The sequence below is a fragment of the Cryobacterium sp. SO1 genome (assembly GCF_004210215.2).
Taxonomy (GTDB): domain Bacteria; phylum Actinomycetota; class Actinomycetes; order Actinomycetales; family Microbacteriaceae; genus Cryobacterium.
In genome coordinates this window covers 3,262,459-3,282,411 of record NZ_CP067394.1, presented here as the reverse complement: position 1 = coordinate 3,282,411, position 19,953 = coordinate 3,262,459, and the positions used below count along the sequence as shown (strand labels likewise).

The following is a 19,953-nucleotide window of genomic DNA, read 5'->3' as shown; positions in this document are numbered from 1 at the left end:
CCTTCGTATCCCCTCTATCAGCTAGCTAGCCGCCTGCATGTCCGAGACGTCGCCTTCGATGAAGCGCGGCTGACCAGTCATTTCGACGGTGATGCGCCCGTCCACGGGCTTGACGACGCTGGTCGCGCCGAACTGATCGGTGACCGAGATGTCAGTGTCGGCCGCGTAGGTAAGGGTCTTGACTGTTGTAGCCCAGGCGACCCGGGTCGCTTCCGCACCGGTGCCGAAGACGTACGAGTACACCGAAGTGTCTGCCAGCTCGTCGCGTGACGTGTATGGCTTGCCTGCGATCTCCCGGATCAGAACCGCCTGGGCGACGGCGGACGGCTTAGGCGCGAACAGGGGTACCTCTTCGGTCACCTGGCGAACCAACCCGAAGTTGCCCTCGTGGTGGGTGAGGTCGGTTTCGTCGTTGACCAGGTCGTACCAATAGAAGCGCTCGACTCCGTTAGCCAACGAAATGGCCTGTGCTCGAACCAGGTTGTCGGCCTGCTCTTGTTCCGTGTACCCGGCGGTCGACCAGCCCAATTCCGTGATCCATATCGGCTTAGCGACGCCGTCGTTGTATTCCTTCATCTTGGCGACCTGGTTCTGAAGCGACGCTTCGAGGAACTCCGGCCCGATTCCGGGCGAGTAGTCGTATGGGTGCCAGCTAACCGCGTCCAGGTAGTCGAGGCCGCCGGCCTTGTACAGCTCCGTCAGGAAGATGTCGTCAGTGCGGGCAATGGATGGCCCAATAATGAGGGTTTCCGGGTGATCCGCTTTTACTCGCTCGGCCGTGGCCTTGAGCATGGGCATATAGCAGGTCGCAGTCGGTCCACACGCGCCCTTGTTCATTGGCGGGTTGTTGAACTCGTTGTAGACCTCAACCGAGGCGGAGCCATAATGCGCCACTACGGCGTTGGTGTAAGCGGCGTAGGCGGCGAGTCCCTCCGGGGTGCTCGGTGTCTTACCGCCGTCGTAGAGCTTATTGTTGTACACGCTGAGGGGAAGCATCTCCACGCCATGATCGGCGTAGTCCTGAATCATCCCGTCTTCAAGCGCCGGGAACACGTACTCTCCGGGGCTGACCTCCGTTGTGCGCCATCGCGCGTCGGTCCGCATGTGCGAGAAGCCGATCTCGCCCGCGACCTGACCGGAATTGACGAACGGCTGGGACAGATGAACGCCGACGCCGAATCGGTCGTCCGTTTCAGGATGATTCTCGGCGAACGGGTCAACCACGGCCAGCGAGGTCTGAATATTGTCCGACCCGTTGTCGTTGTTGACGATATCGATCGAGTAGTAACCGGGATCCAAGTCCTGCAAAGAAACCACGGCCAGACCGGGCTGAAGGTCGAGCTCACCAGTGGTGACAGTCGTGCCTGTCTCGTCGGTAATCGTCCAGGATGCACCTGGTACGCGCCAGGACACTCCTAGGGTCGCTTCACGACCCGACGTCAGCATCAGCGAGTCGTTGGTGATGCGGGGGTTGTCTGCGGCGAAGGACTCGAATGAGGCGTTGACAAGCAGATTGTCAGCAGCGCCAGCGGCAGTCATGGTGAGCTGATCGATAGAGATGTCCGTGGTCGGACCAACCGTTAGGAAGCTGACGGGTAGCGATGTCTCGGCGGCCCCTGTCGTGTAGGCCCAGGTTTGTTCGTCCCACGCGGTGGTCGTGCTGGCGAAGTCGTAGCGTTCTTGACCCTCAGACCCCATGACGACGGCAACCTGCGGCTTCGCCGCGGTCTCGGACATGCTCTTGATAGCTGCCGTGAAGGTGTATTTGGTGGCCGGAGCGACAGCGACGACCTGGCTCAGCGCGCGGCGGGTTTGGTTGTCAGCTGGATTCGCACTTGATAGGCGCAGCGTGATGGCACCGTCGGTCGGATCGCCGGCCTCGGCGGTGAAGGTGGAGGCTGTGTCCTCCTCATTGTCCTGAGACCAGCCCTCAAAGGACGCCGTTGCATCCGCGGTCGGCGGCACTACCCGTGCAGGAATGGGCGTCGGTGTCGGAACGGCGCTCTCCGAGGGAGACGGGGGGAGTGCTCCCGATTCAGACGGCGCGGGGGCGGCGGTGAGGGTGAACGCTGTTGCTCCGCCGGCGAGGGCGACAACCACGGCGGCGCCGGTGATGATGCGCCAGCGAGGTTGGCCGCGAAGTGGATTGCGGATAGTCATTAGTCTCCTGGAAGGGATTGAATCGGAGTGTAGCGAGGCGAGGCGGAAGGGCCCCAGTGGTGGGCCGTGCCGGAAAGACTAGGCGTGAACTTCGGTGTCAACCCATGTGCGCAAGGAAGCACGGAAGACGGACTTGTCGAATTGCCAAGCGCGAGCGATGGCGTCCTCCGGGCGCAAGCCAGCGGCGAGTGCCACGGCTTCCCGGCCGGCCTGGCCGGTGAAGTCGTTCAGATGAACGCCCGTTACCCCGTGGACCACAGATTCGGCGGCGCCGCCGAAGTCGCGTGCGATCACAGGTGTTCCGGTGGCCATCGCCTCCACGGGCATGATGCCGAAGTCCTCGATAGCGGGGAAGACGTAGGCGAGAGCGCGCCGGTAGAGAGCACTCAGCAGTGCGCGTGACGGCTTGAGGACGAAGGTGATCATGCCGGGGTGCTGATCGGCTAGCGCCTGCAGGTCGGGAAGAGACGGTCCGTCGCCGGCCAGAACTACAGCCGTGTCGGACGCGACGCCGAGGGACACCACGAGGTCGAGGCGCTTGTACGGGATGAAGCGGGAGGCGCCCAGGAGGAAGGTGGCGGGGAGCTTGTCGAGGATCTGCTCCTCGTCCTCGGTGAGGTGTGCGGTGGGGTCATCGGCAAAGGCCTGGACATCGACCGGTGGGTGAATGACCACGCTGTCACGGTTCCAACATCCCTGGATCCGTTGGCGAACGAATTCGCTGTTCGCTGCGATGGCTCTGGCCTCTTGCGCACGCTCGCGGTCGAGCCGCTGCAGGGGCATCCGGGCTGCTTTGGCCAGAACATTATTGCCGCGGGCGTCTAGCTCGGGCGTCCAGATGTACCGCGCGGGCGTGTGCGCGTAGACGAGTTTGGGGGCGGCACGGGCCGGGCCGGCGAACCGGGCGTGATGGGAGAAAAGATGCGAGCTGCAGAGGATCCAGTCGGCTTCATTGCGGCCCAGATGACGCCAGGTCGTCGGCATGAACGGCAGAGCAAGTGCCTTGGACTTGCGCAACGGCGTGCGGGCCAGCCAGGTCTCCGCGACGCTGAGATCAGTGAACCGTTGGGGGGCGTCATTCCAAAGCGATTGCAGCTGGGCATCTGGAAACGTCGCGACGATCTCCTCGACGACATTTTCAGAGCCCCCACGTTTGGCTAACCATTCGTGAACGACGATGCCTGTCATTGTGCTGATCCCCCGGAAGTGTCTTGGCCGCCTTGGTGTCTAAGGAACCATCTGAATCAGCCTACGTTATAGAGACCGGAGTGCCGGGCGCTGCCAATTGACCGGCTGGGGATTGGCGGGCGCCCCATCTACGATGGCGGAATGGAGCAGAAGACGATGACGGACAAAGGCCCGCCGAGAAGCAGAGTACGGCAGCAACTGGGTCTGGGCCTGGTTCTGGCGTACGGGCTGGTTGTCGTCTTGGCGACGATGTGGCCCACACCTCTGGACCAGGGCTTCGCATCGTCGATCAACCGGGTTCTCACGGTGTTGCACCGAAACGGAATCCCCGAGTGGTTCGGGTACTCCAAACTCGAGTTCACCGCGAATATCTTCATGTTCATTCCGCTCGGATTCCTGGTGAGCATGTTGCTGCCAGTCCGGGTGTGGTGGTTGGCCCTGCTCATCTGCCCAGGGCTCTCCGTCGCTATCGAGCTGACGCAGGCATACGCCCTGAGTGCGCGGTTCGCCACGGTGTCTGACGTCGCGGCAAATTCCATCGGAGCACTCATCGGCGCGGTATTCGCCGTTCTGCTGCGGGCCGCTGTGTACAACCGCGACGAGAAGATGATAGCCAGGCGACTCTGGGAGATGCGTCTCAGTCTTTAGGAGATGCGTCTCAGTCTTTAATCGGACGTTACCCGCACTGCGGGTCGGTGACCGTGACGTCCGTGGCGTGAATCATCGGCGTACCGCGAACGGCGACTGGACCGAGATCAGCCGAGTCGACAGTAAAAGTGACGGACACCGTCGTGGACTCGCCGGGGGCAAGGTCCGCCTCGATCGGGGCGACCGGCCTACCGAGATCGGTGGCCCCAGGCTTGATCCTCGTGGAGGCTCCCTGGGCGTCCACCTGCGCCGCCGTCAAAGTCGCACCGACGGGTCCGTAGACAAAGACCTCGGTGCGGAACATGTCCGGTCCAAAATTCTTACTGTTGACATACTCGGGGAGGTCTTCAGCCTCCTCCGTCGTGAGCCGGGAAGTAAGCGTCACGGATGTGGTGATGGTCGTAGAACCGGGAACAGAGCACCTGTCGCTGGTCGTCTGGGTTGCTGTACCAAGGTAGTAATCGATCTTGGAAGCCGATGTGTCGCGGTAGTACACACCCACCACCGTTTCTTCACTGTTGGCAATCGGGAGCGCACCCTGAATTCGGGTGCCGTCCAGTCGACCTTGCGCCTCGGCATCGGAGTTCCACATCATTATGCTGCCGGATTCGATACCGGTGGAAACTGAGCTGAGCATGGTGACGAGGTCGAACTCTCCGCTGGTGACCTTCGTGAGCACGGAGGATGCTGCCGCCTCAAAAAAAGCGTCTGCCTTTGGGGCGTCCTCGTTGTCGGGGTACCGCTTATAGATCCCATTGGTAAGTAGTCCCACGGCGTTTTTGTCCGTCAGCTCATCACCAGAGGCGAGACTTACGGGACCTGTCGCTTTCAGTACGAGCGCCAAAGCAATCGGGTCGACCGAAATCACCCCGTCGACGCTGATGCCCAGATCCCGCTCCCAGAAAGCGCTAATCGTCTTGGCCGCGGTCGGGAAGTCGGGACGGCTCGTGGAAGTGTTGATGTGGTCAATGAGGAAGCTGCTGTATAGGTCCAGGGCGCTCTGGTCGACCCCAACATCCACGGGATCTCCTTCAACGAAATCCCCGCTATTCGCCTGGGCGGTGACACTGATTGCCCCGTTTTCCGCGTGCAGCAGGGTGTACGCCGCCGCGCTGCCGCCCAGGGCGGTACTTTCGGCGTTGTTCTGGAACGCCAGGAGGTAATCGCGAGGTCCATCAGCACCCAAGGCAGAGCCTGCGACATCAAGGAGGGGAGCGACTTCTGTGACCGCGCCGTCGGCCGTACTTAGGAGATCGCTGAGCTTGTCAACAGCAGCGGCTACGGGCGCCACCGTCGCGCCGGAATTGACGGTCCCAAGTTTCTTCAGCGACGAAGAAAACACGGTATCCGCCGAGGCCACAATTTTGCGCGCCTCAACGATAGGAGTGAGATCGAATCCGCCGGTTTCTGGATCCCTGGTCTTGAGGTCGAAGGAGGAAATCACATCGACGGCCGGCGATGCGACCTGCACGACGATGTCGTCAATGCTCTCCGAGACGTAGCGCACCGCGGTGAGGTTGCCGCCGACAACGGGAACAAATTCTGCAATGCGCCAGGTGAGGTCGCGAGTGCCGTTCGCCGCGCTTGACGAGCGTGCTTCGAGCTCGTCGCGCGTCGCCGCTAAAGCGACGAGGTCAAAATCCTGTGCCTGCGCCTGCATTTGCGTGACAAGCTGCTGGGACGCTTCGAGATCAGTTTTCACAACGAGCACGCGGGTGGCCAGCCATGTCGCCCCGCAAAGGACGACAATTCCGGCGACCACGAGCCCCACTTTGACTCGTCGTTTGGTACTGGAACTGCGTCGATCGTGGCGCGCACTGGCGCGCGCGGAGCGCGCGGAAGCGTGACTAGAGGCTCGTGGATTCACAGGTCCACCCTAGACGAGCAGTCCCGATAGTCACTGACGCCGTGCATACCCGGACGCCGATCCAAGTGGTCTGGGGGGACGCGCGTCTTGCCTGTCAGAGTTCTGTGAAGTCGTGTCTGTATGGAACTATGTGAATAACCGCCTTGCCTCGTTGACACCTCAGCGTCGGGATTTTGGGGGAGCACACGGGGAGAAGCATGGCTATAGGGGACACTCGCACGGCAGGAGTGCTGCGCCGGCGGTCTTGGCAGCGGGCGTATGCGGTCCGTCTCTTTTCCAGCGACATCCTGGTGGTCCTGTTCGCCGTATTCGGCTCCCAATTGGTCTGGTTCGGCTTCGCGACTGTGCCTTTGAGCGCCCCGTACAACGTAGGCGCCACCTACACCGCGGTGTCGGTTGTTCTGGTCGTGGCGTGGATGATCATGCTCGATGTGTTCGCTACCCGGGATCACAAGGTGATCGGTAGCGGAACGCTCGAATACAAGCGAGTGGCCGATGCAACCGTCCGTCTTTTCGGTCTGTTCGCGATCATTGCGTTCCTATTCAAGATTGAAGTGGCGCGAGGATACTTCCTCTTGGCGCTGCCACTCGGCATGATGCTGCTGATCGCCACGCGATGGCGCTGGCGTCAGTGGTTGCGCAAGCGCCAAGCGAGAGGCTTCTACCTGTCCCGTGCGCTGCTCATGGGCGAGCGCCGCAAGTCGGCCCATGTGGCCACGACCATCGCCCGCACGGCGGGTTCGGGTCTACTCCTCGTAGGCGCCCTCACACGGGAGGGCAGCCTCGGCAAGGGGCCGATATGTGGGGTTCCGATCGCAGGCGACTACACCGATTTACTTGCCGCGGTGGACGAGACAAACGCGGACACAGTAATTATGACCGGCGCCGACGACATCGACCCCGAAGACATGCGCCGGGTGGGCTGGGAGCTCGAGGCCCGTGACGTAGAGCTAATTGTCGCGCCGGCCCTGACCGACATCGCTGGTCCACGCATCCACTCACGGCCTGTCGCCGGGCTGCCACTCATCCATGTGAGCTACCCGCAGTTCGAGGGTGTCAAGCGCGTAACCAAGCGCACCTTCGACATCGTCGGATCCGCACTGCTCATCTTGGTCAGCTCGCCTGGGCTCATCTGGGTCGCAGTCGCCGTGAAGCGTTCCAGCCCCGGCAACATTGTGTACCGGCAGGACCGCATCGGCCGGCACGGGGCGACCTTCGGCATGTACAAGTTCCGCTCCATGGTGCAGGACGCCGACGACCAGCTGGAGAGCCTGCTCGACGCGCAGGGCACGTCAGACACCCCGCTGTTCAAGGTCACCAACGACCCGCGCATCACCCCGGTCGGAAAGATCCTGCGCAAGTACTCGATTGATGAGCTGCCGCAGCTGTTCAACGTGCTGTTCGGTGAGATGAGTCTGGTGGGCCCGCGCCCGCAGCGCGCCGCCGAAGTGGCGCTCTACGACGATGCCGCGCATCGCCGGCTGATCATGAAGCCGGGCATGAGCGGGCTGTGGCAGGTCAGCGGCCGGTCCAACCTGAGCTGGGAAGACAGTATCCGCCTGGACCTGTACTACGTGGAGAACTGGTCGCTCACGGCAGACATCCTGATTCTGTGGCGCACTGTGCGGGCCGTGGTTACTCCTGAGGGTGCTGTTTAGGCGGGGTCTCGACAGGCTCGACCAGCGGAGGGGAAGCTCGACCAGCGGAGGGGTCTCGACAGGCTCGACCAGCGGAGGGGAAGCTCGACCAGCGGAGGGGTCTCGACAGGCTCGACCAACGAAATGGGGAGCTCGACCAGCGGGTGGGGTGCGGGGTCTCGACAGGCTCGACCAACGAAATGGGGAGCTCGACCGGCGGGTGGGGTGCGGGGTCTCGACAGGCTCGACCAGCGGAGGGGGGCTCGACCGGCGGAGGGGTCTCGACAGGCTCGACCAACGAAATGGGGAGTTCGACCAGCGAGTCGGTGGAGGGGTCTCGGCGGGGTCGACTGGCGGGTCTCGACAAGCTCGACCAGCGGGTTGAGTTCCGCGGAACGACGCGGGTCTCGACAAGCTCGACCAGCGGGGGCACAACGCGACACGCCCGGGTTGCACAATGACCTATTCCTGTGGCAGACTCTTCTAGTTCAACACTTTCGGATCGCGCTGCTCGCGAGACCGGGATCACTACCAGGCAGTGCATAGCTCGCCCCTTGAGGGTCGGAGTTAGGCCGCGGGTAGCAGAACGAAGCTTAAATCAACTTCTTGGATGCGTGAGTAAAACCATGTCATCCGCCAGGTCTCGCACCTGGGGGAGTTGGCTCGAGAAGGTCGGATCCCCGGCCGGATCGAAATTGACAGATGAACAGTGGTGCGATCGCAGCAGTGCTACTACGGCGTCCAATGCAGCCCTCGGGATGTAAGAAGCCTTGACAAGAAAGAGAGTTCGACATGGCGGGACAGAAAATCCGCATTCGACTTAAGTCGTATGACCACGAGGTCATCGACATCTCGGCGCGCAAGATCGTCGACACCGTCACCCGTGCGGGTGCAACCGTTGTCGGCCCCGTGCCGCTTCCGACCGAGAAGAACGTGGTGTGTGTCATCCGTTCCCCTCACAAGTACAAGGACAGCCGGGAGCACTTTGAAATGCGCACCCACAAGCGTCTGATCGACATCATTGACCCGACGCCGAAGGCCGTCGACTCGCTTATGCGTCTCGACCTCCCGGCCGACGTCAACATCGAGATCAAGCTCTAGGGCCCGCGATGTCGTACGCAGATACCAAGACCACCAAGGGCCTCCTCGGCAAGAAGCTCGGCATGACTCAGGTGTGGGACGAGAACAACAAGCTTGTTCCCGTTACCGTCATCGAGATCTCGCCGAACGTCGTCACCCAGATCCGCACGAAGGACATCGACGGCTACGCCGGCGTCCAGATTGCCTCTGGCGCCATCGACCCCCGCAAGGTGAACAAGCCGTCCGCAGGACACTTCGAGAAGGCCGGCGTCACGCCGCGCCGCCACGTTACCGAGCTCCGCACCGCGGATGCCGCTGACTACACCCTGGGCCAGGAGCTCACCGTTGACGGTGTGTTCGTTGCCGGCACCAAGGTCGACGTCATGGGCACCTCCAAGGGCAAGGGCTTCGCCGGTGTTATGAAGCGTCACAACTTCAAGGGTGTTTCCGCTTCGCACGGTTCACACCGCAACCACCGCAAGCCCGGTTCCATCGGTGCCTCCTCGACCCCCAGCCGTGTCTTCAAGGGCATGCGCATGGCCGGTCGTATGGGTGGCGAGCGCGTGACCGTGCTGAACCTCAAGGTTCACGCGATTGACGCTGACAAGGGCCTGATCCTGGTCAAGGGTGCCGTTCCCGGCGCCAAGGGCCGCCTCGTATTCGTCCGCACCGCAGTGAAGGGAGCGTAGTTCTTATGGCTACCGCACTCGACCTCATCGACGCCAACGGCAAGAAGGCCGGCTCCGTTGAGCTGCCCGCCGAAATCTTCGACGTCCAGACCAACATCCCGCTGATTCACCAGGTCGTTGTCGCGCAGCTCGCTGCCGCACGCCAGGGAACGCACAAGGTAAAGAGCCGCGGAGAAGTTTCCGGTGCCGGCCGCAAGCCGTTCAAGCAGAAGGGAACCGGTCGCGCTCGTCAGGGCTCGATCCGCGCCCCTCAGATGACCGGTGGTGGCATCGTCCACGGACCGACCCCGCGCAGCTACGACCAGCGCACCCCGAAGAAGATGATTGCCGCCGCGCTCAAGGGTTCGCTCTCTGACCGCGCCCGTGGCGACCGTCTTCACGTGGTCACCGCTCTGTTCTCGCACGAGACGCCCAGCACCAAGGGCGCCATCACGCTGCTCACCCAGATCGCCAGCAGCAAGCACGTGCTGGTCGTTCTCGAGCGCACCGACGAGCTGACCCTCCGCAGCATCCGCAACCTCCCGACGGTGCACGTGCTGTCCTGGGACCAGCTGAATGCCTATGACGTTCTCGTCTCTGACGACATCGTCTTCACCAAGGGCGCGTTTGACGCGTTCGTGGCGCACAAGACCAAGAAGGAAGAGGTGTCCGCATAATGGCTACCCCGATTCAAAAGGACCCCCGCGACGTCATCATCGCTCCGGTCGTCTCTGAAAAGAGCTACGGCCTGATCGACGAAGGCAAGTACACCTTCATCGTGGACCCGCGCTCGAACAAGACCGAAATCAAGCTGGCGATCGAGAAGATCTTCAAGGTTGAGGTTGCGTCGATCAAAACCATGAACCGCATCGGCAAGACTCGCCGGACCAAGTTCGGCATGGGTAAGCGCAAGGACACCAAGCGTGCCATCGTCACGCTCAAGTCCGGTTCCATCGACATCTTCACGGCCGTCGGCTAAGCGGCCAGGACTAGAGGAATAAGAAATGGCTATTCGTAAGTACAAGCCCACGACCCCCGGTCGTCGCGGTTCTTCTGTTGCGGACTTCGCAGAGATCACCCGTTCGACGCCCGAGAAGTCGCTGCTTCGTCCGCTGTCCAAGACCGGTGGTCGTAACAACCAGGGTCGCATCACGACGCGTCACATCGGTGGTGGCCACAAGCGCCAGTACCGCGTGATCGACTTCAAGCGCAACGACAAAGACGGCGTCAACGCCAAGGTCGCTCACATCGAGTACGACCCCAACCGCACGGCGCGCATCGCGCTGCTGCACTTCCTGGACGGCTCCAAGCGCTACATCATCGCGCCGAACAAGCTGAACCAGGGCGACATCGTCGAGTCGGGTGCCGGTGCTGACATCAAGCCCGGCAACAACCTGCCGCTGAAGAACATCCCCACCGGTACCATCATTCACGCCATCGAGATCCGTCCGGGTGGTGGCGCCAAGCTGGCCCGCTCCGCCGGAGTGTCGGTTCGCCTGGTCGCGAAGGATGGCATCTACGCCCAGCTGCGCCTGCCGTCCGGAGAAATCCGTAACGTCGACGCCCGCTGCCGCGCCACGATCGGCGAGGTCGGCAACGCCGAGCAGTCGAACATCAACTGGGGCAAGGCCGGCCGGATGCGCTGGAAAGGCGTTCGCCCGACCGTTCGTGGTGTTGCCATGAACCCGGTCGACCACCCGCACGGTGGTGGTGAGGGTAAGACGTCCGGTGGACGTCACCCCGTCAGCCCCTGGGGCCAGAAGGAAGGGCGCACCCGCCACCCGAACAAGGAAAGCGACAAGCTCATTGTTCGTCGCCGTACCGTCGGCAAGAAGCGTAAGTAGGAGTAGACGATGCCAAGAAGTCTTAAGAAGGGCCCCTTCGTTGACGACCACCTGCTTCGCAAGGTTGTCAAGGCGAATGAAGCCTCAAGCAAGAACGTAATCAAGACCTGGTCGCGCCGTTCGATGATCATCCCCGACATGCTCGGGCACACCATCGCGGTTCACGACGGTCGCAAGCACATCCCGGTGTTCGTCACCGAGAGCATGGTGGGACACAAGCTCGGCGAGTTTGCCCCCACCCGCACCTTCCGTGGTCACGTGAAGGATGACAAGAAGGGTCGTCGCCGCTAACGCGGTGACGTGAAGGAGGAGAAATGGTGGAGTCGATCGCACGCGTGCGTCACATCCGCGTTACCGCCCAGAAGGCCCGTCGCGTTGTCAACCTGATTCGTGGCAAGCAGGCGCATGAAGCGCTGGGAATTCTCAAGTTCGCGCCGCAGGGCGCGTCCGACCCCGTGTACAAGCTGGTCGAATCGGCCATCGCGAACGCACGGGTCAAGGCCGATGCTGCGAACGAGTTCCTGGACGAACAGGATCTGTTCATCTCCCAGGCATTCGTCGACGAGGGCACGACGCTCAAGCGTTTCCAGGCCCGCGCACAGGGTCGCGCATTCCAGATCAAGAAGCGTACGAGCCACATCACTGTTGTGCTCGCCACTCCTGAGGAGGGTACGAAGTAATGGGTCAGAAAGTAAACCCGTATGGCTTCCGTCTGGGAATCACGACCGACCACGTGTCGCGTTGGTTCTCTGACAGCACGAAGCCGGGCCAGCGTTACAGCGACTTCGTCGCTGAAGACGTCAAGATCCGCCGCCTGTTGAGCACCAGCCTCGACCGCGCCGGCGTGTCCCGCATCGAGATCGAGCGCACCCGCGATCGTGTCCGTGTCGACATTCACACCGCCCGTCCGGGCATCGTGATCGGTCGTCGCGGCGCGGAAGCAGAGCGCATCCGGTCCGACCTTGAAAAGCTCACCGCCAAGCAGATCCAGCTGAACATCCTCGAGGTCAAGAACCCCGAGCAGGATGCACAGCTTGTCGCGCAGGGCATCGCAGAGCAGCTCTCCGCTCGTGTGGCTTTCCGCCGCGCGATGCGTAAGGGCCTGCAGGGCGCCCAGCGCGCCGGCGCCAAGGGTGTTCGCATCCAGGTGTCCGGTCGTCTCGGTGGCGCTGAGATGAGCCGTTCGGAGTTCTACCGCGAAGGCCGTGTGCCGCTGCACACCCTGCGCGCGAACATCGACTACGGCTTCTACGAAGCCAAGACCACCTTCGGCCGCATCGGCGTGAAGGTCTGGATCTACAAGGGCGACATCACCAACAAGGAACTCGCTCGTGAGCAGGCCAACGCTAAGTCGTCCCGCCCCGAGCGTCGTGACGACCGTCCCCGCCGTGCGCCTCGCGCAGAGGGCGCGGCTCCGGTTGCAGCAGGAGTTGAGGCTAAATAATGTTGATTCCCCGCAGAGTTAAGCACCGCAAGCAGCACCACCCCGGCCGTACCGGCCACGCAACCGGTGGTACCACTGTTTCGTTCGGCGAGTATGGCATTCAGGCCCTCACCCCCGCGTACGTGACCAACCGTCAGATCGAGTCCGCTCGTATCGCCATGACGCGTCACATCAAGCGTGGCGGCAAGGTCTGGATCAACATCTACCCGGACCGCCCGCTGACCAAGAAGCCTGCCGAAACCCGCATGGGTTCCGGTAAGGGTTCGGTCGAGTGGTGGGTCGCGAACGTCAAGCCGGGCCGCGTGCTCTTCGAGCTCTCCGGTGTCTCTGACACCGTTGCTCGCGAAGCGCTGACCCGCGCAATTCACAAGCTGCCCCTCAAGGCACGCATCATCAAGCGCGAGGAGGGCGACGCATAATGGCGATCGGATCCAAGGAGCTCGCCTCAGTCGAGCTCGACACCTTTGAAAACGAACGACTGTTCGACGAGCTGAAGAAGGCCAAGGAAGAGCTGTTCAACCTGCGCTTCCAGTCGGCCACCGGCCAGCTCGAAAGCCACGGCCGCCTCCGCGCGGTCAAGCGGGACATTGCACGCATCTACACGGTTCTCCGTGAGCGCGAGCTGGGCATTCGTGCCACTCCCGTCGCAGTCGAGGCTCCGGCCAAGGCTGAGAAGAAGACGACCAAGAAGGCCAAGGCCAAGGACGCATCCACGGATGCTCCCGCTGCTGACGCCGTCGAGACGAAGGAGGCCTAATCATGGCGAAGACTGACGAAACGGTCGTCCCCGCCGAGGCTCTCGTGCGCGGCTACCGCAAGACGCTGCGTGGTTACGTGACCAGCGACAAGATGGATAAGACCATCGTTGTCGAGGTCGAAGACCGCGTGAAGCACCCCCTGTACGGCAAGGTCATCCGCCGTACGTCCAAGCTGAAGGTTCATGACGCGGAGAACACCGCCGGCGTCGGCGACCTGGTCCTGATCAGTGAAACTCGCCCGCTGAGCGCCACCAAGCGCTTCCGCCTGGTCGAGGTTCTCGAGAAGGCCAAGTAAGCGCTCGCGCTTACTTGATAGAAGGAGTTAGAAAGTGCTTCAGCAAGAATCACGACTCAAAGTTGCCGACAACACCGGTGCCAAGGTCCTGTTGACGATCCGTGTTCTCGGTGGCTCCGGCCGTCGTTACGCCGGACTGGGTGACGTCATCGTCGCCACCGTCAAGGACGCCATCCCGGGCGGCAACGTCAAGAAGGGTGACGTCGTCAAAGCCGTCATCGTTCGCGTCAAAAAGCAGACCCGTCGTCCAGACGGCTCGTACATCAAGTTCGATGAGAACGCCGCAGTGATCTTGAAGGCTGACGGAGACCCCCGTGGTACCCGTATCTTCGGACCGGTCGGTCGCGAACTCCGCGACAAGAAGTTCATGAAGATCATTTCGTTGGCACCGGAGGTTATCTAAATCATGGCCAGAATCAAGAAGGGTGACCTCGTAGAGGTCATCACCGGCCGCACCCAGGCTCGCGGCGGAGACCGTGGCAAGCAGGGTCGTGTGCTCGAGGTACAGGTTGAGAAGAACCGTGTTCTCGTCGAAGGCATCAACTTCGTCAAGAAGCACGTTCGTGTCGGCCAGACCCAGCGCGGCTCCAAGACCGGCGGCATCGAGACCGTGGAAGCATCGATTCACGCTTCCAACGTCGCGCTCGTCGACCCGGAGACCAAGAAGCCGACCAAGGTCGGATTCCGCCTCGAAGAGGTAACGAAGGACGGCGTCGCCAAGACGGTCCGCGTTCGTTACGCCAAGAAGTCAGGTAAGGACCTCTAATGACTGACACCGCAACTGAGGCCACCAAGCCCGTCGTGCTGCCGCGTCTCAAGCAGAAGTACCGCGAAGAGATCTCCCTGCAGCTCGCCAAGGACCTGGGCTTCACCAACGTCCACCAGGTACCCAACCTGACGAAGATCATCGTCAACATGGGTGTCGGCGAGGCTGCACGCGACGGCAAGATCATGGATGGCGCCGTCGCCGACCTCACCAAGATCACCGGCCAGAAGCCGCAGGTCACCAAGGCACGCAAGTCCATCGCGCAGTTCAAACTGCGTGAAGGACAGCCCATTGGCACGCACGTCACACTTCGTGGCGACCGCATGTGGGAGTTCCTCGACCGGCTGCTCAGCCTCGCACTGCCCCGTATCCGCGACTTCCGCGGCCTCTCGGACAAGCAGTTCGACGGCGCCGGCAACTACACGTTCGGTCTCACGGAGCAGGTTATGTTCCACGAGATCGACCAGGACCGGATCGACCGTATTCGCGGTATGGACATCACTGTTGTGACGACCGCCAAGAACAACGACGAGGGTCGCGCGCTGCTCAAGGCGCTCGGCTTCCCGTTCAAGACGGCCGAGAACTCCTAAACTAGCTTTACCTCCGGGGGCCGGACATCCGTTCGGCCCCCTCCACCACCACAGGTCGTCATCCGTGTAACGGGTGCACGAAACCAGGCGAGAAAGGCACCACAATATGACAATGACAGATCCGGTCGCAGATATGCTGACCAGACTGCGCAACGCTAACTCGGCGTACCACGACACAGTGTCGATGCCGCACAGCAAGCTCAAGGCGCACATCGCAGACATCCTCAAGGCACAGGGTTACATCTCTGCCTGGGATGTCAAGGATGCAGAGGTCGGAAAGACCCTCACGCTGAACCTCAAGTTCGGCCCCAACCGCGAGCGTTCCATCGTCGGCATCAAGCGGGTTTCCAAGCCCGGCCTGCGCGTGTACGCAAAGTCGACTGAGATCCCCACGGTTCTCGGCGGCCTCGGCGTTGCCATCCTGTCCACCTCCAGCGGTCTGCTCACCGACCGCCAGGCTGAGAAGAAGGGCGTAGGCGGAGAAGTTCTCGCCTACGTGTGGTAGCCGACAATGTCACGTATTGGAAGACTTCCGATCGAGATCCCCGCGGGTGTCACGGTCGAAGCTAACGGCCAGGCCGTTAGCGTCAAGGGTCCGAAGGGCGAGCTCGCGCTCACCGTCGCCAACCCCATCGAGGTCCAGGTCACCGATGGCCAGGTTCTGGTCACCCGTCCCGACGACGAGCGCGCTTCGCGTTCGCTGCACGGACTGACCCGCACCCTGATCGCCAACCAGATCATCGGCGTCACCGTGGGTTACACCAAGGGACTCGAGATCGTCGGTACCGGTTACCGCGTCGCTCAGAAGGGCACCTCTGTTGAGTTCGCCCTCGGCTTCTCGCACCCGGTCCTCATTGAGCCGCCCGTTGGTATCTCCCTGACCGTCGAGGGCGTTAACAAGCTCACGGTCAGCGGTATCGACAAGCAGGCCGTCGGTGAGGTTGCCGCAAACATCCGTAAGATTCGCAAGCCTGAGCCCTACAAGGGCAAGGGTGTGCGTTACGCCGGCGAGATTGTTCGCCGCAAGGCCGGAAAGAGTGGTAAGTAACCATGGGTCTCGGAACTAGAGGAAAAAGCAAGTCGGCTGCCCGCGGACGCAGGCACGCACGTCTTCGCAAGAAGATCGAGGGGACCGCGCTTCGTCCGCGTCTCGTCGTCACCCGCTCGGCTCGCCACGTATTCGTGCAGGTCGTTGACGACAGCAAGGGTTTCACCCTCGCGTCGGCGTCGACTCTCGAAACCGGTCTGCGCACCTTCGATGGTGACAAGACCGCCAAGGCGCACAAGGTCGGCGAACTCGTCGCCGAGCGCGCCAAAGCCGCCGGTATCGAAGCCGTCGTATTTGACCGTGGTGGCAGCAAGTACGCAGGACGCGTCGCAGCCATCGCCGAAGGAGCCCGAAAGGGAGGGTTGGACCTGTGAGCACTGAATCCAGTAGCACCGCAGCAGCGAAGGAAGCTGACGTCGTCACTGAAGTTCCGGTGGAAACCGCAGCTTCGACCACGCCGCCGCAGAACGAGCCTCGTGAGGCTCGCCGTGGTGGCCGTGAGCGCAGCCCGAACCGTGAGCGCGGAAGCCGTGACGCCGAGAAGAGCCAGTTCCTCGAGCGCGTCGTTACGATCAACCGTGTTTCCAAGGTGGTCAAGGGTGGTCGTCGCTTCAGCTTCACCGCTCTGGTCGTCGTCGGAGACGGTAACGGTCTGGTAGGCGTTGGTTACGGTAAGGCCCGCGAGGTCCCGACCGCAATCAGCAAGGGCGTCGAGGAAGCGAAGAAGAACTTCTTCCGCGTTCCCCGCGTCGGCCTGACCATCCCGCACCCCGTTCAGGGTGAAGCAGCCGCCGGAGTCGTTCTTCTCCGTCCGGCCGCAGCAGGTACCGGCGTTATCGCCGGTGGCCCGGTGCGCGCCGTACTCGAATGCGCCGGCATCCACGACGTGCTGAGCAAGTCGCTCGGTTCGTCGAACACCATCAACATCGTGCACGCCACGGTGGAGGCCCTGCACCAGCTCGAAGAGCCCCGTGCAGTCGCGGCTCGCCGTGGCCTCGCCTACGAAGACGTGGCCCCGGCCCGTTTTCTGCGTGCCGACGCGGCTGCAGCAGCAGCCGCCGCAAGCGCGAAGGCAGGTGCCTAATGGCTCAGCTGAAGATTACGCAGATCAAGTCCAAAATTAGTGAGAAGCAGAACCAGCGCGACACACTTCGCAGCCTGGGCCTGCGTCGCATTGGCGCCGTCACGATCCGCGAGGACAACTCGCAGAACCGTGGCTACGTCAACACCGTTGCTCACCTTGTGAAGGTCGAGGAGATTGACTAATGGCTGACGAGAAGGAAGCTACCGAGAAGGTAGCAACCAAGCCCGCCGCTAAGAAGGCCGCCGCTCCCAAGGCGACGACCACGAAGGCTGCTGCGGCCAAGGCTCCGGCCAAGACTGCTGCCGCCAAGAAGGCCGCCGCGCCGACTGAGCCCACCGAGGTCCGTCCGCAGGTTCTGAAGGTTCACCACCTTCGTCCCGCGCCCGGATCGAAGAAGGACAAGCAGCGCGTTGGCCGTGGTGAAGGATCCAAGGGTAAGACCGCGGGTCGCGGAACCAAGGGCACCAAGGCGCGCTATACCGTGCGTATCGGCTTCGAGGGTGGGCAGATGCCGCTGCACATGCGCACCCCGAAGCTGCGCGGGTTCAAGAACCCGTTCCGCGTCGAGTACCAGGTTGTCAACCTGGAGCGCCTCGCCGAGCTGTACCCGACCGGCGGCGATGTAACCATCGCTTCACTGGTCGCCAAGGGCGCAGTTCGCGACAACGAGAAGGTCAAGGTTCTCGGCAATGGTGACATTGCGGTTAAGCTGACTGTTGCAGTCGATAAGGTCTCCCGCTCAGCAGAGCAGAAGATCGTCGCAGCAGGTGGCTCGATCAAGTAGTAAGACCGTAGACGAGATCGAGCTTGTCGAGCCTGCTCAGCGGCTAATGCGCTGACGCTGTCTCGGCAAGCTCGTTCTTTGTTACTAACTGGAGGCCTTTTTTGTTTAGCGCCATTGCGCGGATATTCCGCACGCCGGACCTTCGTAAGAAGATCGGGTTCACCCTGGGCATCGTCGCCCTGTTCCGTCTGGGCTCGTTCATCCCCGCCCCATTCGTGGACTTCGGCAACGTGCAGGCCTGTCTTGCAGCGAACCAGGGAACGAGCGGCCTCTACGAGCTCGTGAACCTGTTCAGCGGTGGCGCCTTGCTGCAGCTGTCCGTCTTCGCGCTGGGGATCATGCCGTACATCACGGCCTCCATCATCGTGCAGCTGCTGCGCGTGGTGATCCCACACTTTGAGACCCTCTACAAGGAGGGTGCGGCGGGCCAGTCCAAGCTGACGCAGTACACCCGCTACCTCACCATCGCCCTGGGCATCCTGCAGTCGACCACGCTGATCACGGTGGCCCGCAGCGGCGCCCTGTTCGGCACCTCGGCCTCCTCCGAGTGCTCGCAGCTGCTCACCAACGACGCCTGGTACGCCATCATGCTGATGGTCATCACCATGACCGCCGGTACCGGCGTGATCATGTGGATGGGTGAGATGATCACCGAGCGTGGCATCGGCAACGGCATGTCGCTGCTGATCTTCACGTCGATCGCCGCCCAGTTCCCCAACTCCCTCATCTCCATCGCCCAGCAGCGCGGCATCGACGTGTTCCTCATCGTGTTGGTGATCGGCCTCATCGTGGTCGCCGGCGTGGTGTTCGTCGAGCAGTCGCAGCGGCGCATCCCGGTGCAGTATGCCAAGCGCATGGTGGGCCGCCGAACGTATGGCGGCAACAACACCTACATTCCGATCAAGGTGAACATGGCCGGCGTCGTGCCCGTCATCTTCGCGTCGTCGCTGCTGTACCTGCCGGCCCTGATCGCCCAGTTCAACCAGCCCGCCGCCGGCGAGACGCCGCAGGCCTGGGTTACCTGGGTCACGAACAACCTCACCCAGGGCAGCCACCCGCTGTACATGGCGTTCTACTTCCTGCTCATCGTGGGCTTCACCTACTTCTACGTCGCGATCACCTTCAACCCTGAAGAGGTCGCGGACAACATGAAGAAGTACGGCGGCTTCATCCCCGGCATCCGTGCCGGCCGGCCCACCGCCGAGTACCTCGACTACGTGCTCACCCGGGTGACCCTGCCCGGTGCGCTCTACCTCGGTCTGATTGCGCTGATCCCGCTGATCGCGTTCTCGCTGATCGGCGCCGACCAGAACTTCCCGTTCGGTGGCGCAAGCATCCTGATCATCGTCGGCGTCGGCCTGGAGACGGTCAAACAGATCGACTCCCAGCTGCAGCAGCGCCACTACGAAGGGCTTCTGCGTTGACCCGCCTCCTCGTGATCGGCCCCCCGGGCGCCGGCAAGGGCACCCAGGCCGTGCGCCTGGCGGATGCCTTCGGTATTCCGGCCGTTTCCACCGGTGACATCTTCCGTGCGAACGTGAAGAACGAAACCGAGCTGGGCCTGCAGGTCAAGGCGTTCATCGAGGCCGGCAAGTACGTGCCCGACACCCTGACCAACGCGATTGTCGCCGACCGCCTGGCCGAGCCGGACGCCCTCAACGGCTTCCTGCTCGACGGGTACCCGCGCACCACCGAGCAGGTGCTCGAGCTGGACCGCCTGCTCAACGCCGAGGGCACCTCGCTCGACGCCGTGGTGCAGATCGTCGCCGACACCGACGAGGTCGTCGCCCGGCTGCTCAAGCGGGCCGCCGAGCAGGGCCGCGCCGATGACACGGCCGACGTCATCCGTCACCGGCTCGACGTGTACGAAGAGCAGACCGCCCCGCTGATCCACCTGTACGACAAGCGCGGCGTCGTGGTCACCGTCGACGGCCTCGGCGCCGTCGACCAGGTCACCGACCGGATCGTGGCGGCCCTCGCCGAGCGCGGCCTGCACGCCGTCGGTCCGAGCGACACCGTTGCGGCCTCGGTCTAAATTGTTCTGATTGGGCGTCGGCTTCGGTCGGCGCCCTTTCGTTTTTTCACCCGGACA

General features: G+C 62.5%; 27 protein-coding genes. 24 read left to right on the top strand and 3 right to left on the bottom strand.

All coding sequences use genetic code 11. The annotated features are described in order from the left end of the window. Window positions 1-21: 21 nt before the first annotated feature. Together BJQ95_RS15595 and BJQ95_RS15590 are read right to left on the bottom strand one after the other, a co-directional pair. A complete protein-coding gene (locus BJQ95_RS15595; RefSeq protein ID WP_130177851.1) occupies window positions 22-2,160 on the bottom strand; it encodes a glycosyl hydrolase in 2,139 nt (712 codons plus the stop codon). Between the two features lie 78 nt (window positions 2,161-2,238). Next, complete coding sequence (locus BJQ95_RS15590) at window positions 2,239-3,348, bottom strand: glycosyltransferase (RefSeq protein ID WP_130177852.1); 1,110 nt, start codon at window positions 3,346-3,348, stop codon at window positions 2,239-2,241. A 141-nt stretch (window positions 3,349-3,489) separates the two neighbouring features. Between BJQ95_RS15590 and BJQ95_RS15585 the strand changes: the two genes are divergently transcribed. After that, on the top strand, window positions 3,490-3,996 hold the full coding sequence (locus BJQ95_RS15585) for a VanZ family protein (protein ID WP_130177853.1): 507 nt from the start codon (window positions 3,490-3,492) through the stop codon (window positions 3,994-3,996). Window positions 3,997-4,024: 28 nt separating this feature from the next. Here BJQ95_RS15585 and BJQ95_RS15580 read toward each other — a convergent pair whose 3' ends face one another. Next, complete coding sequence (locus BJQ95_RS15580) at window positions 4,025-5,758, bottom strand: DUF4012 domain-containing protein (protein WP_130177854.1); 1,734 nt, start codon at window positions 5,756-5,758, stop codon at window positions 4,025-4,027. 302 nt (window positions 5,759-6,060) lie between these two features. Here BJQ95_RS15580 and BJQ95_RS15575 point away from each other — a divergent pair, with 302 nt between their 5' ends. The 23 genes from BJQ95_RS15575 to BJQ95_RS15465 all read left to right on the top strand — a co-directional run bounded on the left by BJQ95_RS15575 (window position 6,061) and on the right by BJQ95_RS15465 (window position 19,896). Further along, window positions 6,061-7,521 (top strand): sugar transferase, encoded by a 1,461-nt coding sequence (locus BJQ95_RS15575; protein WP_130177855.1) that lies wholly within the window; start codon window positions 6,061-6,063, stop codon window positions 7,519-7,521. A gap of 771 nt (window positions 7,522-8,292) precedes the next feature. After that, entirely contained in the window at window positions 8,293-8,601 is a 309-nt protein-coding gene (gene rpsJ / locus BJQ95_RS15570; protein WP_035834607.1) for a 30S ribosomal protein S10, read from the top strand. Between the two features lie 8 nt (window positions 8,602-8,609). Further along, complete coding sequence (rplC, locus tag BJQ95_RS15565) at window positions 8,610-9,269, top strand: 50S ribosomal protein L3 (RefSeq protein WP_088457178.1); 660 nt, start codon at window positions 8,610-8,612, stop codon at window positions 9,267-9,269. 5 nt (window positions 9,270-9,274) lie between these two features. Continuing rightward, window positions 9,275-9,925: a 50S ribosomal protein L4 gene (gene rplD / locus BJQ95_RS15560; RefSeq protein ID WP_130176623.1), complete on the top strand. Its 651-nt coding sequence runs from the start codon at window positions 9,275-9,277 to the stop codon at window positions 9,923-9,925. After that, entirely contained in the window at window positions 9,925-10,227 is a 303-nt protein-coding gene (rplW, locus tag BJQ95_RS15555) for a 50S ribosomal protein L23 (RefSeq protein ID WP_130176624.1), read from the top strand. The genes rplD and rplW overlap by 1 nt, the downstream gene beginning before the upstream one ends. A gap of 25 nt (window positions 10,228-10,252) precedes the next feature. Then, window positions 10,253-11,092 carry a 50S ribosomal protein L2 gene (rplB, locus tag BJQ95_RS15550; protein ID WP_104165740.1) on the top strand — a complete coding sequence of 280 codons (840 nt, stop codon included), beginning with the start codon at window positions 10,253-10,255 and terminating at the stop codon, window positions 11,090-11,092. Window positions 11,093-11,101: 9 nt separating this feature from the next. Beyond that, on the top strand, window positions 11,102-11,383 hold the full coding sequence (rpsS, locus tag BJQ95_RS15545; protein ID WP_066597628.1) for a 30S ribosomal protein S19: 282 nt from the start codon (window positions 11,102-11,104) through the stop codon (window positions 11,381-11,383). 23 nt (window positions 11,384-11,406) lie between these two features. Further along, window positions 11,407-11,772, top strand: a complete 366-nt coding sequence (gene rplV, locus BJQ95_RS15540; RefSeq protein ID WP_066597626.1) for a 50S ribosomal protein L22 — start codon at window positions 11,407-11,409, stop codon at window positions 11,770-11,772. Beyond that, window positions 11,772-12,536: a 30S ribosomal protein S3 gene (gene rpsC / locus BJQ95_RS15535; protein ID WP_066597624.1), complete on the top strand. Its 765-nt coding sequence runs from the start codon at window positions 11,772-11,774 to the stop codon at window positions 12,534-12,536. The genes rplV and rpsC overlap by 1 nt, the downstream gene beginning before the upstream one ends. Continuing rightward, on the top strand, window positions 12,536-12,955 hold the full coding sequence (gene rplP, locus BJQ95_RS15530) for a 50S ribosomal protein L16 (protein WP_066597622.1): 420 nt from the start codon (window positions 12,536-12,538) through the stop codon (window positions 12,953-12,955). Before rpsC ends, rplP begins: the two co-directional genes overlap by 1 nt. Beyond that, the gene (gene rpmC / locus BJQ95_RS19440) at window positions 12,955-13,293 is read left to right on the top strand and encodes a 50S ribosomal protein L29 (RefSeq protein ID WP_130176625.1); all 339 of its coding nucleotides are present in this window, start codon (window positions 12,955-12,957) and stop codon (window positions 13,291-13,293) included. Before rplP ends, rpmC begins: the two co-directional genes overlap by 1 nt. 2 nt (window positions 13,294-13,295) lie before the next feature. Further along, window positions 13,296-13,589, top strand: coding sequence for a 30S ribosomal protein S17 (gene rpsQ / locus BJQ95_RS15520; protein WP_110128307.1), 294 nt, complete (start codon window positions 13,296-13,298; stop codon window positions 13,587-13,589). Between the two features lie 34 nt (window positions 13,590-13,623). Further along, a complete protein-coding gene (rplN, locus tag BJQ95_RS15515) occupies window positions 13,624-13,992 on the top strand; it encodes a 50S ribosomal protein L14 (RefSeq protein WP_066597616.1) in 369 nt (122 codons plus the stop codon). 3 nt (window positions 13,993-13,995) lie between these two features. Next, the gene (rplX, locus tag BJQ95_RS15510) at window positions 13,996-14,355 is read left to right on the top strand and encodes a 50S ribosomal protein L24 (protein ID WP_130176626.1); all 360 of its coding nucleotides are present in this window, start codon (window positions 13,996-13,998) and stop codon (window positions 14,353-14,355) included. Continuing rightward, complete coding sequence (gene rplE, locus BJQ95_RS15505) at window positions 14,355-14,945, top strand: 50S ribosomal protein L5 (protein WP_130176627.1); 591 nt, start codon at window positions 14,355-14,357, stop codon at window positions 14,943-14,945. Before rplX ends, rplE begins: the two co-directional genes overlap by 1 nt. 106 nt (window positions 14,946-15,051) lie before the next feature. Continuing rightward, complete coding sequence (gene rpsH / locus BJQ95_RS15500; protein WP_066597609.1) at window positions 15,052-15,450, top strand: 30S ribosomal protein S8; 399 nt, start codon at window positions 15,052-15,054, stop codon at window positions 15,448-15,450. A gap of 6 nt (window positions 15,451-15,456) precedes the next feature. Further along, window positions 15,457-15,993, top strand: a complete 537-nt coding sequence (rplF, locus tag BJQ95_RS15495; protein ID WP_088457172.1) for a 50S ribosomal protein L6 — start codon at window positions 15,457-15,459, stop codon at window positions 15,991-15,993. A 2-nt stretch (window positions 15,994-15,995) separates the two neighbouring features. Continuing rightward, on the top strand, window positions 15,996-16,367 hold the full coding sequence (gene rplR, locus BJQ95_RS15490; protein ID WP_088457171.1) for a 50S ribosomal protein L18: 372 nt from the start codon (window positions 15,996-15,998) through the stop codon (window positions 16,365-16,367). Beyond that, window positions 16,364-17,077, top strand: coding sequence for a 30S ribosomal protein S5 (gene rpsE / locus BJQ95_RS15485; protein ID WP_255455660.1), 714 nt, complete (start codon window positions 16,364-16,366; stop codon window positions 17,075-17,077). Before rplR ends, rpsE begins: the two co-directional genes overlap by 4 nt. Further along, the gene (rpmD, locus tag BJQ95_RS15480; protein ID WP_066597599.1) at window positions 17,077-17,259 is read left to right on the top strand and encodes a 50S ribosomal protein L30; all 183 of its coding nucleotides are present in this window, start codon (window positions 17,077-17,079) and stop codon (window positions 17,257-17,259) included. Before rpsE ends, rpmD begins: the two co-directional genes overlap by 1 nt. Further along, window positions 17,259-17,861, top strand: a complete 603-nt coding sequence (gene rplO / locus BJQ95_RS15475; protein ID WP_110128304.1) for a 50S ribosomal protein L15 — start codon at window positions 17,259-17,261, stop codon at window positions 17,859-17,861. Before rpmD ends, rplO begins: the two co-directional genes overlap by 1 nt. A 101-nt stretch (window positions 17,862-17,962) precedes the next feature. Further along, window positions 17,963-19,285: a preprotein translocase subunit SecY gene (gene secY / locus BJQ95_RS15470; protein ID WP_130176628.1), complete on the top strand. Its 1,323-nt coding sequence runs from the start codon at window positions 17,963-17,965 to the stop codon at window positions 19,283-19,285. Beyond that, the gene (locus BJQ95_RS15465) at window positions 19,282-19,896 is read left to right on the top strand and encodes an adenylate kinase (protein WP_130176629.1); all 615 of its coding nucleotides are present in this window, start codon (window positions 19,282-19,284) and stop codon (window positions 19,894-19,896) included. Before secY ends, BJQ95_RS15465 begins: the two co-directional genes overlap by 4 nt. The last annotated feature ends 57 nt before the right edge of the window (window positions 19,897-19,953 follow it).

Bases quoted from the DNA above. Each gene is read 5' to 3' on its own strand.
- BJQ95_RS15575 (WP_130177855.1), top strand. From the start codon at position 6,061: ATGGCTATAGGGGACACTCGCACGGCAGGAGTGCTGCGCCGGCGGTCT.
- rplO (WP_110128304.1), top strand. From the start codon at position 17,259: ATGGCTGACGAGAAGGAAGCTACCGAGAAGGTAGCAACCAAGCCCGCC.
- rpsH (WP_066597609.1), top strand. From the start codon at position 15,052: ATGACAATGACAGATCCGGTCGCAGATATGCTGACCAGACTGCGCAAC.
- BJQ95_RS15595 (WP_130177851.1), bottom strand. From the start codon at position 2,160: ATGACTATCCGCAATCCACTTCGCGGCCAACCTCGCTGGCGCATCATC.
- rplE (WP_130176627.1), top strand. From the start codon at position 14,355: ATGACTGACACCGCAACTGAGGCCACCAAGCCCGTCGTGCTGCCGCGT.
- rplF (WP_088457172.1), top strand. From the start codon at position 15,457: ATGTCACGTATTGGAAGACTTCCGATCGAGATCCCCGCGGGTGTCACG.
- rplR (WP_088457171.1), top strand. From the start codon at position 15,996: ATGGGTCTCGGAACTAGAGGAAAAAGCAAGTCGGCTGCCCGCGGACGC.
- rplB (WP_104165740.1), top strand. From the start codon at position 10,253: ATGGCTATTCGTAAGTACAAGCCCACGACCCCCGGTCGTCGCGGTTCT.
- rpsS (WP_066597628.1), top strand. From the start codon at position 11,102: ATGCCAAGAAGTCTTAAGAAGGGCCCCTTCGTTGACGACCACCTGCTT.
- rplP (WP_066597622.1), top strand. From the start codon at position 12,536: ATGTTGATTCCCCGCAGAGTTAAGCACCGCAAGCAGCACCACCCCGGC.
- rplV (WP_066597626.1), top strand. From the start codon at position 11,407: ATGGTGGAGTCGATCGCACGCGTGCGTCACATCCGCGTTACCGCCCAG.
- rplD (WP_130176623.1), top strand. From the start codon at position 9,275: ATGGCTACCGCACTCGACCTCATCGACGCCAACGGCAAGAAGGCCGGC.
- rpsJ (WP_035834607.1), top strand. From the start codon at position 8,293: ATGGCGGGACAGAAAATCCGCATTCGACTTAAGTCGTATGACCACGAG.
- rpmC (WP_130176625.1), top strand. From the start codon at position 12,955: ATGGCGATCGGATCCAAGGAGCTCGCCTCAGTCGAGCTCGACACCTTT.
- rplW (WP_130176624.1), top strand. From the start codon at position 9,925: ATGGCTACCCCGATTCAAAAGGACCCCCGCGACGTCATCATCGCTCCG.
- rplC (WP_088457178.1), top strand. From the start codon at position 8,610: ATGTCGTACGCAGATACCAAGACCACCAAGGGCCTCCTCGGCAAGAAG.
- rpmD (WP_066597599.1), top strand. From the start codon at position 17,077: ATGGCTCAGCTGAAGATTACGCAGATCAAGTCCAAAATTAGTGAGAAG.
- BJQ95_RS15585 (WP_130177853.1), top strand. From the start codon at position 3,490: ATGGAGCAGAAGACGATGACGGACAAAGGCCCGCCGAGAAGCAGAGTA.
- BJQ95_RS15590 (WP_130177852.1), bottom strand. From the start codon at position 3,348: ATGACAGGCATCGTCGTTCACGAATGGTTAGCCAAACGTGGGGGCTCT.
- rpsC (WP_066597624.1), top strand. From the start codon at position 11,772: ATGGGTCAGAAAGTAAACCCGTATGGCTTCCGTCTGGGAATCACGACC.
- rpsQ (WP_110128307.1), top strand. From the start codon at position 13,296: ATGGCGAAGACTGACGAAACGGTCGTCCCCGCCGAGGCTCTCGTGCGC.
- rplX (WP_130176626.1), top strand. From the start codon at position 13,996: ATGGCCAGAATCAAGAAGGGTGACCTCGTAGAGGTCATCACCGGCCGC.